This is a genomic window from Candidatus Frankia nodulisporulans (genome assembly GCF_902806475.1).
Lineage (GTDB): Bacteria > Actinomycetota > Actinomycetes > Frankiales > Frankiaceae > Frankia > Frankia umida.
This window is the reverse complement of sequence record NZ_CADCWS010000150.1, coordinates 1-10,494: the sequence shown is the minus strand read 5'-3', so window position 1 is coordinate 10,494 and position 10,494 is coordinate 1. Positions and strand designations below refer to the sequence as shown.

Here is a 10,494-nt window from a genome sequence, read left to right as displayed (position 1 = left end):
CTAACGTGGCGTCACGCCGGCAATACGGCCGGCTTGTGAGAAAGGACGTCGACAATGCCGCTTAAGAAGATTCTTCCGCCGCCGCCGAAGCCGCCGAAGAAGGCCCGTAAGCCACTGCCGAAGCACTTCCCCGGGAAACTCCCCCGTTAGGGACCGGAAAAGATTTCCGGCGCCGGTCCGGAGCCTGCCCGCGGTGCGGCCAGCTCCGGACCGGCCCCACCGGCCGGCCGGCCGCGGCGAGTGCGCTGAGCGCAGGGCAGCAGGGCAGCAGGGCACCGGTAGGAGGCCGGCGACATGGGTGGACGACGCGCGGGGAGTACCGGAACGCACCGCTCGGGGCGGATCGCCCGGGTACTGCGGCGGCTGCGGCCGTTCGCCCGGCCACATCAGGGCCTGTTCGTCGCCGCCGCGCTGCTGCTGCTCGTCAGCACCGCCGCGCAGACCACGACCGTGTGGCTGTTCGGGCGGCTCACCGACGAGGCCCTGGTGCACGGGGCGACCCACCGCTTCCTCGGGCCGGCGACGGCCTGGCTGGTCGTCGCCGTCGCCGGTGCGGCGGCCAGTTACGCCGGTCATCTGCTGCAGGCACGGGCGTCCGGGCGGCTGTTGGCGGACCTGCGTGAGGCGATGCTGGCGCGGCTGCACGTCCTTTCACCCGCATTCTTCGCCGCGATACCCGCCGGTGATCTGCTGACCCGGTTCGATTCGGATCTGGATGCCGTCGACGAACTCGCCGGAAGTGGTCTGGTGGAAATCGCGACCGCCGTCACCGGGGTGATCTGTTTCACTGCGGCCGCATTTCTGCTGCGCTGGGATCTGGCGTTGCTGGCCTGCGCCGCCGCGCCGCTGTACTGGCTGCTGACCCGCCGGCTCACCGCCCGGGTGCAGATCGCCGCCGAGCGGCAGCGGGTCGCCGAGGGGCAGCTCGCCGCCGTCGTCGAGGAGAACATCAGCGCGGCCGCCCTGGTGCAGACGCACCGGATGGCCGCCCACGAACACCGCCGGCTACGCCGCCACGGCGTGGCCTGGTTCGACGCGCGGCTGGTCGCTTACCGGGTCGCCACGGCGAACGCGGTCCTGGCCACGCTGCTGGAGACGGTGTTCGTCCTGGCCGTTCTCGGTGTGGGTAGCTGGGAGATCTCCACCGGACGGCTCACCCTCGGCGGTCTGCTGTCGTTCGCCGGCTTCCTCGGCTATCTGTACGGCCCGGTTCAGGAACTGGGCACCCTGGTCGTGTCGATCGGCGCCGCCGCCGCGTCCGGCGACCGGATACTCGAGTTGCTCGACCATCCGGTGGAGGTGCGTGACGCCCCCGACGCGGGTGAGCCGCACCGCGTCCACGGGCAGGTCCGCTTCGACCGGGTCAGCGTCCGGTTCCCCGCGGCATCCACCCCGGTGCTTGACCAGGTGTCGTTCGTGTTGCGCCCCGGCCAGCTCACGGTGCTCACCGGCGGTAGTGGCGCGGGCAAGTCGACGATCACAACGCTGCTGGTCCGCCTGCGCGATCCGAACTCCGGTCACATCCTGCTCGACGGCTACGATCTTCGTTCCCTCACCCTCGCCTCACTGCGCCGGGCGGTCACCGTCGTCGCCCAGGACAGCCCACTGCTTGACGGCACCCTCTGGGCGAACCTGACCTGGGGCATCCCGGACGCCACCGAGCCCCAGGTCCTCGCGACCGCGCGGGCCGCCGGCGTCGACACCTTCGCCCGTGCTCTGCCGAACGGCTACGACAGCCACCTCGGCCAGGGCGGACGGCTGCTTTCCGGAGGCCAACGTCGCCGCGTCGCGATCGCCCGCGCCCTGCTGCGCGACTCCCCCGTCCTCGTCCTGGACGAACCCACCGCCGGCCTGGACGACCGCACCGCCGAACGCCTGGTCCACACCCTCCGCGGGCTCGCCGCCCTGCGCACCGTCCTCGTCGTCACCCACGACCTGCGGCTGGCCGCCGACGCCGACAGCCTGCTCGTCCTCGACGGTGGACACGTCACCCAGTCCCAGCCGACCGGACGGGCATGGCCCGGTCCGTCCGGCGGCGGTGCGTGGCAGCGGCTGAGCTCGGCCGGTTCCCGCCCCGACACCAGATAGCCTCACTCACGATGACCACCGATGCCCCGCGCGGCGATCACCGGGGTGGCCCGGTCGATCTGCGCAGCGACACCGTGACCCGACCCACAGCGGCGATGCGCCAGGCCATGGCCGACGCGCCGGTCGGTGACGACCACTACGGCGAGGATCCGTCGGTGCGGGCCCTGGAGGAGTACACGGCGGACCTGCTCGGTCACGAGGCGGCCGTGTTCGTCCCCAGCGGCACCATGGGCAACTTCGTCGCGCTGCGGGCAAGCGCCGCGGTGGGCACCGAGGTCATCGCCGACACCGAGGCACACATCGTCACCTACGAACTGGGCGGGCTCGCCGCGCTCGGCGGTGTGCAGACCCGCACCCTGCCCGGCCTCGCCGACACCGCCGACCTCGCCGAGGTCGCCCGTGCGATCCGCGTGCCGACGGCCAGCTACGGGATGGTGCGCACGGCGGTCCTCGCGGTGGAGAACACCCAGGCCCGTCGCGGTGGCCGGGTCGTGCCGCCGGCCCGGCTAGAGCAGCTCGGCGAACTCACCTCCCCCGGGCCGGGATCGCCCTGCACTGCGACGGTGCGCGGCTGTGGAACGCCGCGGTCGCCAGCTCGGTCGAACCGCGCCGGCTCGCCGCACCGTTCACGACACTGTCGGTGTGCCTGTCCAAGGGGCTCGGCGCGCCGGTCGGCTCGGTGGTGATCTGCCCGGCGGGTCTGGAGGGCGACGTCCGCGAGTGGCGGCGCCGCCTCGGTGGTGGGATGCGCCAGGCCGGGGTGCTGGCCGCGGCCGGCCTGTACGCCCTGCGCCATCACGTCACCCGCCTGGCCGAGGACCATCGGCGCGCGGCGGAGCTCGCCGCCCGGCTCGCCGACGTCGCCCCCGACCAGGTCGATCCCGACCAGGTCGAGACGAACATGGTGCTGGTCGAGGTCAGCGACGCCGCTCGGAGCATCGAACAGGCCGCCGCGGCCGGCGTGCTGATCGGCGCGACCGGCCCGACCACCCTGCGCCTGGTCACTCACCTCGACCTCGACGACGCGGCCACCCGGCGCGCCGGCGCGGTCCTGGCCACCCTGCTGCGCGCCGAGCCCGACCGCCCCTGAGTTCGAGGTGCCAGCCGGCCGCGGTCAGCCGGCCGCCGGGGCCTCGGCCTTGTTCGGGCCGATCAGCTTGAACACGGCACCGGTGAGGTCGGCGGCGATACCGAGGCGGCCGTAGGGGGTGTCCTCACCGGGCTGGAGCACCGTGCCGCCGAGCTCGGCGGCACGCGCCAACGTCGCGTCGGTGTCGGCAGCCCCGAAGTACACCGACCAGTGCGCCGGAACCCCCTCCGGCAGGAAGGCCGACGCGTCCATGATGCCGGCGCGGGCGGACTCGTCCTTGCCGTAGGTGGCGTAGCGGAACTCGGGTGTGTCGCTCACGATGTGGACGTCCCAGCCGAACACCTCACGGTAGAAGTCGACCGCGGTGGTGAAGTCGCGGGTGAACAGCTCGAACCAGCCGGGCGCGCCCGGCTCGGCGAGCACACCGACGCCCGCGTGGGTGCCGGGCTGCCACATGCCGATCGCCGCCCCGGTCGGGTCGGTCACCACGGCCATCACACCGAGTTCGTTGATGGCCATCGCCGGCACGATCACCCCACCGCCGTGCTCGGTCGCCGCGGCGACGGTCTTCTCCGCGTCGGGTGTGGCCAGGTAGATCGACCAGCCATCGGGCGCCGGGCCCATCTCCGCGACCTTCGGCATCAGCCCGCCGACCAGCGCACCGCCCAGCTCCAGGTTGGTGTATCCGCCGAACTGCTCCGCGGACCCCTGCCCGGACCAGCCGAACAGGTCACGGTAGAACCCCTGGGCGCCCTCGGCGTCCGACGTCAGAAGGTCGACCCAACAGGGGGCGCCGGCCGGGATGTTCTCGCTCGCGGGCATGGTGTCTCCTTCTCGAACGTGGTCTCACATGCGGTGGTCTCACATGCGGTGGTCTGGGCCGCCATCGCGGCTGCCACCACCTTGGACCCCACCACCGACAAAATTTCATCGCTCCCTCCCGACTCACTTTCCGAATCCCGCGGCTCACGTCAGGACCACGCGTCGCCCCGGCGCCCACCGCCGCGCCGCGTCCGAAAGACACCCCGTCCACCGCCGGACGCGAGAGGATGGCGACCATGGTCACCGGCCAGCACCGCACCAGCCCCCACGAGACCGCCGACCAGCACGTGATCGGCCAGCGCGGCACCGACCAGGCACGCCTCAGCCAGGACGACCACGGCCCCGGCGACAGCCCCGATGGCGATGACAGCCCCGGTGACGACGCCGGTGTCGGTGCCTACCGGCGGGCGTGGGAGCGGGCGGCGAGCGATCCGGCGGAGTTCTGGGCGGACGCGGCGCGAGCGGTCACCTGGACCAGGCCGCCGCGGCGCGTCCTCGACGCGGACCGTCCGCCGTTCTACCGCTGGTTTCCCGACGCCGAGCTCAACACCTGCGCGAACGCGCTCGACCGCCACGTCGACGCCGGCCGCGGCGGCGACCTCGCACTGATCCACGACTCGCCGGTCACCGGCACGATCCGCCGCTACACCTTCACCGAACTGACCGACGAGGTGGCCCGGGCCGCCGGCGCGCTCGCGGCGCTCGGTGTCAGGCGGGGCGACCGGGTGATCATCTATCTGCCGATGATCCCAGCCGCGGTGATCAGCATGCTGGCCTGCGCCCGGCTCGGCGCGGTGCACTCGGTGGTCTTCGGCGGTTTCGCGCCCGCCGAACTCGCCGCCCGCATCGACGATGCCCGCGCGAAGGTCGTGGTCAGCGCCTCCTGTGGGCTCGAGCCGAACCGGATCGTGGCGTACAAGCCGATGCTCGACGAGGCGATCGCGCTCGCCGCCCATCCACCCGAGCACACCCTGATCGTCGCGCGCCCGCAGCAGCCCGCGCCGCTCGTCCCCGGCCGCGACCATGACTGGGACACCGCCCTCGCCGCCGCCACCCCGCATCCACCGGTCCCGGTCGCCGCCACCGACCCGCTGTACATCCTGTACACCTCCGGCACGACCGGACGGCCCAAGGGCATCGTGCGGGACAACGGTGGCCACGCCGTCGCGATGGCCTGGTCGATGGGCAACGTCTACGGCATCCGCGCCGGGGACGTCATGTGGGCGGCCTCCGACGTCGGCTGGGCCGTCGGTCATTCCTACACCGTCTACGCGCCGCTGCTCGCCGGGGCGACCACGGTGCTGTACGAGGGCAAACCGGTCGGGACGCCGGACGCCGGCGCGTTCTGGCGGGTCGTCGCCGAACACGGAGTGAACGTGCTGTTCACCGCGCCGACCGCGATCCGGGCCATCCGCCGTGAGGACCCCGACGGCGTGCTGCCCAGCCGGTATGACCTGTCCGGACTGCGCGCCCTGTTCCTGGCCGGCGAACGCCTCGACCCGGCCACCTGTGACTGGGCGTCCACCACCCTGGGCATCCCGGTGATCGACAACTACTGGCAGACGGAAACCGGCTGGCCCATCGCCTCGTCCCCGCTCGGCCTCGAGCCGCTGCCCGTCAAGGCCGGCTCACCCTCGCTGCCGATGCCCGGCTACGACGTGCGGGTCCTCGACGACACCGGACGACCCGTCCCCGCCGGTGTGGAGGGTGCCCTGTGCCTGCGCCTTCCCCTGCCGCCCGGCACCCTGCCCACCCTGTGGGGTGATGACGAGCGGTACGCCGCGTCCTACCTGCGTGCCTTCGACGGCTTCTACCTCACCGGCGACGGCGGCTACCTCGACGACGACGGCTACCTGTTCGTCCTCGGCCGCACCGACGACGTGATCAACGTGGCCGGCCACCGGCTGTCCACCGGCTCCATGGAGGCCGTGCTCGCCGAGCATCCCGCCATCGCCGAATGCGCCGTCGTCGGTGTCGCCGACCCGCTGAAGGGCCAGGTCCCCCGCGGGCTCGTCGTGGTGAAGGCCGGTGTGGAGATCGACCCGGCCGTCCTCGCCGCCGATCTCGTCGCCCGGGTCCGCGAACGGATCGGCCCGGTCGCCGTCTTCCGACGCGTCGACGTGGTGACCGCGCTGCCCAAGACCCGCTCCGGCAAGATCCTGCGCCGCACCATGCGCGAGATCGCCGACGGCCGCTCCCCCGCCGTCCCGCCCACCATCGAGGACCCCGCCGTCCTGGACGCCCTGCGCCCCGTCCTGCGCGCGCACTGACCGCCGCGGCGCGCCACGCTGGCCGCGCCGCGGCCGGGAAGCCGACGTCGGTGCTCGCCTGACGTCGGTGGTGACCCGACGTCAGTGGTGGAAGGAGGCGGCGTCCGCGGGTGTGGCGGGTGGGAGGCGATGCCCGCCCGCGCCGGTGCGGGCGGACTCGAACCGGTCGATGGTTCGGCGAAGATCGGTGATGAGCAGTTCGGCGAGGTCCCGGCTGAACTCGTGCCGCACGACGATCCGCAGCACCGCGAGGTCGGTCAGCTCCGGCGGGAAGTGGTAGGCCGGCACGAGCCAGCCGCGGGTGCGCAGCAGTTCGGAGATGTCGAAGACGGTGTAGTCGCTGATCTCGTCCCGCAGCCGAAAGGCGAACGCCGGGATGCCACTGCCATCGGAGACCAGCTCGAACGGACCCATCTCGGCGATCTGCCCGGCGAGCCAGCGGGCGGTGTCCCGGCAGCCCTGGGCCACCCGCTGATACCCAGCGAAACCGAGCTGGATCAGTGTGTAGTACTGCGCGACGACCTGGGCGCCGGGACGGGAGAAGTTCAACGCGAACGTCGGCATCGACCCGCCGAGGTAGTCGACCTCGAAGACGAGTTCGTCCGGCAGATGCGCCCGGTCCCGCCACAGCACCCAGCCGACGCCCGGGTAGACCAGCCCGTACTTGTGCCCCGAGGTGTTGATCGACACCACCCGGTCGAGCTGGAAGTCCCACCGCAGGTCGGGGTCGCAGAACGGGGCGATGAACCCACCGGAGGCGGCGTCCACGTGCACGGGGATGTCCGGGCCGCCCTCGGTCGCCGCCAGCCGGTCGAGGGCGGCGACGATCTCGGCGACCGGCTCGTAGCTGCCGTCGAACGTCGACCCGAGGATCGCGACCACGCCGATCGTGTTCTCGTCGCAGTGGCGCACCGCCTCGTCCGCGGTGAGATGGGTGCGCCCGGGCCCCACCGGCACCAGTCGCGGCTCCACATCCCAGTACCGGGCGAACTTCTCCCAGCACACCTGGACGTTCGCCCCCATCACGATGTTCGGCTGGTCCGTCGCGGCACCGGCCGTCTGGCGGGCCGCCCGCCAGCGGCGCAGCATCGCCAGGCCCGCGAGCATGCACGCCTCGGACGACCCGGTCGTCGAACAACCGACGGCGTGCTCGGCGTCCGGGGCATGCCACAGATCGGCGAGGATGTTCACGCAGCGCCCCTCGAGCTCGGCGGTCTGCGGGTACTCATCCTTGTCGATCATGTTCTTCGGGGCGCACTCGGCCATCAGCCGGTCGGCCAACGGATCCATCCAGGTGGTGACGAACGTGGCCATGTTCAGACGCGCGTTGCCGTCGAGCATCAGCTCGTCGTGCACCAGCTGGTAGGCGGTCTCCGGCGCCATCGACCGGGCCGGCAGCCGAAACCGCGGCACGCTCGTGTCGTCCCCCGGCCGGGCCAGCCGCGCCCGTACCTCGACCGACTCCTTCGCCCGTTCCCTGCCCGCCTGCCGATGCAGCGCCATGTCCGGTTGCCCCTTCGCACTCGCCATTGCTGGTCAGGTCGGATTTGCTGGTCGGGTCGGATCGCACCGCGGAGCGCTGGTCGTACAGCGGGCGTCCGGCGAAAGGACGGTGGATACATGGCGCTTCAGGCCATGGCACCCGGCCGGCGCAGCATCTGCTGGACACGCTCCCGCTGATGTGACAACAACGCGGGCTTCCGGGCGTCCAGCGAGCGCCGCAGCAGCGCATCGGCCTCGGGGTCCCGACCCCGGGCCCGTTCCACGCCACCCGCGCGCCAGAGCACCTCCCCGCTGTCCGGCTCGGCGTCCAGTGCCGCGGCCGTCTCGCGAGCCGCCTCGTCCACCCGGCCCAGATGCGCCAATGTCAGAGCCCGGGCCGCACGCAGCCGCGCATCCCGGGCAAGCTCGGGAGCAAGCCGTGCCAGGCGTTCGAAGTCATCGAGCGCCGCGGCGTTGTCGCCGAGCTCCGCCCGCAGGCGACCTCGGCCAGCCAGCGCCGCCACCGTCCCGGGCGCAATCGCCAGGACGGTCGAATAGATCGCTGCCGCCGCCCAGGGCTGACCGGCATACCACAACGCCCGCGCAAGATCGTCCTGAACTTCGACGTCCCCCGGCACACGCACAGAGGCCGCCTGCAGCTCCTCGATGGCCCGACCATAGTGGCCGGCCTGCAGTAGCAGCCGTCCGACGGCGGCCAGCGCCCGGCCGGAGGACTCGGTGTCGGGCAACGTCTCGTAGAGTTCGGCCGCCGCGCGGTAGGCCTGCCGCGCGGGGTGGAGGCGGCCTCGTGCCTCGTCCAGCTGGGCCTGCAGCTGCGTGGCACGGGCCTGGGTCCGCAGTTGTCTGCTCTGGCCGCCCGACGCTTCGGTCGGATCGGTCGCGCCGCGGCGCAGTGCCTCGGTAGCGAGGTCACTGGCCGTCACCAGATCTCCGTCTTCGAAGTGCAGCAGGGCGGCGTCCAGAAAATCCTCGGCGGTCGCCTCGGGCGCCTGGGCCTGTGCGTGGGCCCAGGCGGGGAACGCAGCCTGCAGCGGCGGGATGAGCCGATCGTCGAACAGTTCGAAACGGCGTGCTCCGGACCGCTGTTGGCAGGCCAGGACATACCGTTCCACCAGCGCGTCGAGCAACGGGTTCGGCATGCCTGCGGTGGTCGCCAGGCCCTCGTCGATGCTTGCCCGTCGGCCACGTTCGGTGATGAAGGTCCGGGTCAGCCAGGTCCGCAGCGCCCCCTCGTCCAGATCGTGCTCGCGGGCGACGGCGAGAAGCACCGTGGTCAGATAGGCACCGAGAACGGTGTCCACCCCGCCGACCCTGGCCGGTCCATCAAGATTCGAGAGGCCGGCAGGAGCCGACGGGCCACCGAGTTCGTCCGGATCGCCGAAGGCGTGGCCGGGGCTCAGTTCGCGGTCCGGCGGCGGCGGGGACCGCCACATCGCCGAGGCCAGCAGCTGAAGATGGACCGGCTGCACCGCCTCGGCCGTCAGCACCGTCTCCGCGCCGGCCGCGTCCACCACCCGGCTGGTGGCCAGATCGTCGAGGCAGGCCTCGGCCACACCTGGTCCGAGACGGCGACCCGTCGACCGCAACGGCTCGACCAGTGCCGCGCCCGCCGCCTGCCGGTCGAGCGGGTCCAACGGCACCCGCTCGGACCGGGAGTCCGCGGCCAGGGCTCGTTCGTAGGGCGCGAGTGCACTGAGCGCATCGCTGCGAATGACCAGTAGAAGGTGCAGTTCGGGCAGTGCCGTCGCGGCTGCGGCCAGCGCCTGGATGCACTGCTCGCGCAGCGGGTCAAGCATCGGCGTGCCCGGGCCGAGCAGCGCGTCGAACCCGTCCACCGCGGCCAGGATCGGCCGCCGCGCCATGCCGGATCCACACCCGACCACACCAGCCCCACCAGCCCCGGCGCGCAGCACCTCCACCAACGTGGACGATCCGCCCGCTGCCATCGGCCCGGCCGGCTGCCGGTTCGGCGCCCGCCTCAGCGTGGGCGTCGGAAGGCCGCCGGACCACCAGCGCACCAGCGCGTTCAGATACGGATTCAGCCCAGTGGCCGGCCCTGGGGCTGCTGGGCCGCCCGCCGGGACACCGCCTGGGGCGTCGAAGCGCCCGACCGGTACCACGTCGGCATCGACCGTTGCCAGGTTCGGCAGCAGCCCGGCCCGCAACAGGGAGGACTTCCCGACGCCGGCCGGGCCATGCAGGATCACGAGTCGGCGCTGCAGCCAGGTGGCGAGCAGACCGTGTACGACCGCGTCCCGACCGAAGAAGAACGCGGCCTCGGTCTCGGTGAACGAGCGCAGGCCCACATACGGCATGGACTCCCCCCCATGCGGACAACGCGGACTTCGCCGTCACGAGCAGTACCCGGGACAGGCAATGCGCATCTCGGTCGTCAAGATAGTAGAAACTCCCCTAGCTGTTTCCCCGCCGGCACACTCGGAACAGTATCGGATGCGCCCACCGCCCTGGCCCGACGACGGTCCCACGGTCGAGACAACCGGCGGGACCAGGCGAAACTCCTTCGCCCGCCATCCTGATCAACGCAAAATTATCGCGGCGCACTCCGGCCACAACCTGCAGGCACAGAGCGCCCGATGAGGCGGTAGTTGAATTCAAATCAACCGACACAGGCCGGTCAATTTTTCGGGTGATCTCACATCGACCGCCTCCGGCCCGACCCGAGAAGCGGCTGCTGGACCACGCCGGCTCTGGGCATTCAGG

7 protein-coding genes are annotated in these 10,494 nt (G+C 72.1%); 4 read left to right on the top strand and 3 right to left on the bottom strand.

Annotated features, from left to right (window positions below; all coding sequences use genetic code 11):
- The first annotated feature begins 294 nt into the window (after positions 1-294).
- From G6R24_RS13865 to G6R24_RS24540, 3 genes are read left to right on the top strand one after another with little or no spacing between them, the layout of a single operon-like run.
- A complete protein-coding gene (locus tag G6R24_RS13865) occupies positions 295-2,088 on the top strand; it encodes an ABC transporter ATP-binding protein (RefSeq protein WP_163549669.1) in 1,794 nt (597 codons plus the stop codon).
- Positions 2,089-2,099: 11 nt separating this feature from the next.
- Positions 2,100-2,774 (top strand): beta-eliminating lyase-related protein, encoded by a 675-nt coding sequence (locus G6R24_RS24545; protein WP_254592545.1) that lies wholly within the window; start codon positions 2,100-2,102, stop codon positions 2,772-2,774.
- Complete coding sequence (locus G6R24_RS24540; protein ID WP_254592546.1) at positions 2,660-3,178, top strand: beta-eliminating lyase-related protein; 519 nt, start codon at positions 2,660-2,662, stop codon at positions 3,176-3,178. Before G6R24_RS24545 ends, G6R24_RS24540 begins: the two co-directional genes overlap by 115 nt.
- A 24-nt stretch (positions 3,179-3,202) precedes the next feature.
- Here G6R24_RS24540 and G6R24_RS13855 read toward each other — a convergent pair whose 3' ends face one another.
- Positions 3,203-4,000 (bottom strand): VOC family protein, encoded by a 798-nt coding sequence (locus G6R24_RS13855; protein ID WP_163549668.1) that lies wholly within the window; start codon positions 3,998-4,000, stop codon positions 3,203-3,205.
- 236 nt (positions 4,001-4,236) lie between these two features.
- Here G6R24_RS13855 and G6R24_RS13850 point away from each other — a divergent pair, with 236 nt between their 5' ends.
- A complete protein-coding gene (locus G6R24_RS13850) occupies positions 4,237-6,270 on the top strand; it encodes an AMP-binding protein (protein ID WP_163549667.1) in 2,034 nt (677 codons plus the stop codon).
- 81 nt (positions 6,271-6,351) lie between these two features.
- Here G6R24_RS13850 and gad read toward each other — a convergent pair whose 3' ends face one another.
- Together gad and G6R24_RS13840 are read right to left on the bottom strand one after the other, a co-directional pair.
- Positions 6,352-7,773: a glutamate decarboxylase gene (gene gad / locus G6R24_RS13845; RefSeq protein WP_163549666.1), complete on the bottom strand. Its 1,422-nt coding sequence runs from the start codon at positions 7,771-7,773 to the stop codon at positions 6,352-6,354.
- A 125-nt stretch (positions 7,774-7,898) separates the two neighbouring features.
- Entirely contained in the window at positions 7,899-10,088 is a 2,190-nt protein-coding gene (locus tag G6R24_RS13840; protein ID WP_163549665.1) for a tetratricopeptide repeat protein, read from the bottom strand.
- Positions 10,089-10,494 lie beyond the last annotated feature (406 nt).

Coding starts and splice junctions, on each gene's coding strand:
- gad (WP_163549666.1), bottom strand. CDS start 7,773: ATGGCGCTGCATCGGCAGGCGGGCAGGGAACGGGCGAAGGAGTCGGTC.
- G6R24_RS13840 (WP_163549665.1), bottom strand. CDS start 10,088: ATGCCGTATGTGGGCCTGCGCTCGTTCACCGAGACCGAGGCCGCGTTC.
- G6R24_RS13850 (WP_163549667.1), top strand. CDS start 4,237: ATGGTCACCGGCCAGCACCGCACCAGCCCCCACGAGACCGCCGACCAG.
- G6R24_RS13855 (WP_163549668.1), bottom strand. CDS start 4,000: ATGCCCGCGAGCGAGAACATCCCGGCCGGCGCCCCCTGTTGGGTCGAC.
- G6R24_RS13865 (WP_163549669.1), top strand. CDS start 295: ATGGGTGGACGACGCGCGGGGAGTACCGGAACGCACCGCTCGGGGCGG.
- G6R24_RS24545 (WP_254592545.1), top strand. CDS start 2,100: ATGACCACCGATGCCCCGCGCGGCGATCACCGGGGTGGCCCGGTCGAT.